This window comes from Pseudoxanthomonas jiangsuensis (genome assembly GCF_010093185.1).
Classification (GTDB): domain Bacteria; phylum Pseudomonadota; class Gammaproteobacteria; order Xanthomonadales; family Xanthomonadaceae; genus Pseudoxanthomonas; species Pseudoxanthomonas jiangsuensis.
Genome location: NZ_PDWL01000076.1, coordinates 1 through 860, shown reverse-complemented (window position 1 = coordinate 860; position 860 = coordinate 1). Strand labels below are relative to the sequence as shown.

Here is an 860-nt window from a genome sequence, read left to right as displayed (position 1 = left end):
CGCCCTCGGACACGATCACCGAGGTGTATGTCCCGGGGTAGATCCGGTTATCGCGGTCCTTGGGGTCCGTCCGCCGCAAGTCATCCAGCGCCACCTGGGCCTTGCCCATCTTGTCCGTGCCGATGCGCACGTCCTCCCGGGCCTTCTTGGTCTCCTTGACCAGCAGGGCGCGCTCGGCGTCGGCGACCCGGCGCTTCTGGGCGAAAAGCTCCTGGGTGAGCTCGTCTACCCGGCGCGCGCGCCACTTGTTGACCCACTCAGCCGCCGGGCCGCCGCGGGCCAGCAGGGAGTCGTCCAGGGCCTTGGGGAGCTTGGCCAGGCCTTCCCACCAGCGGACCTCGACCGTCTGCTCATAGAAGGCCTCATCCACCCGGGCGCCGTACAAGCGCTCCAGCTTCATGAGATCGGCCAGGACCATGGCGGAGTAGCACATGACGACAAGCCTATCGCAGGGCAGCCAGCGCTGCCCGTGCCCGTACGGCTTCCTCGCCGCGCCAGGTCTGCGCGGCCAGCCACTCCAGGTTGCGCCGGTGCGCGTCCGCTTCCAGCGCGTGCTGGTGACGGCGCGCCCACGCTTCGATCCCGGCCCGGCCCGTGGCGTAGTCGGTACAGTCGCGCATCACCGACTCGCGGCCCGGATAGCGCAGCAGCGCAAACCAGGTGCCATTCAGGCACTCGACCATGCGCGCCGCCGCGCGCCCGGCCACGAACAGTGCGTCCGCCTCGCCGGGGCCGGCGGGACCAGTAATGGGGTGCCAGCGTAGTTCCATGCCGGCAGGGTAGGCCCCGTCAGGTTCAGGGCATGAGACGCCATTGGAAGCTGGGGGTTAGCCCGCCGCCGGTGGCGGGCCGGAGCACAT

Annotated in this window: 1 protein-coding gene and 1 pseudogene; both read right to left on the bottom strand. The window is 70.1% G+C overall.

From position 1 onward, the window contains the following. Positions 1-433 (bottom strand): annotated as a pseudogene (locus CSC62_RS17300) (SOS response-associated peptidase family protein); the annotation flags it as partial. 10 nt (positions 434-443) lie between these two features. After that, on the bottom strand, positions 444-770 hold the full coding sequence (locus CSC62_RS17295) for a hypothetical protein (protein ID WP_162407894.1): 327 nt from the start codon (positions 768-770) through the stop codon (positions 444-446). Positions 771-860: the final 90 nt, after the last annotated feature.

What these genes read in the sequence shown, in the direction of transcription:
- CSC62_RS17295 (WP_162407894.1), bottom strand. Translation starts at nt 770, where the DNA reads ATGGAACTACGCTGGCACCCCATTACTGGTCCCGCCGGCCCCGGCGAG.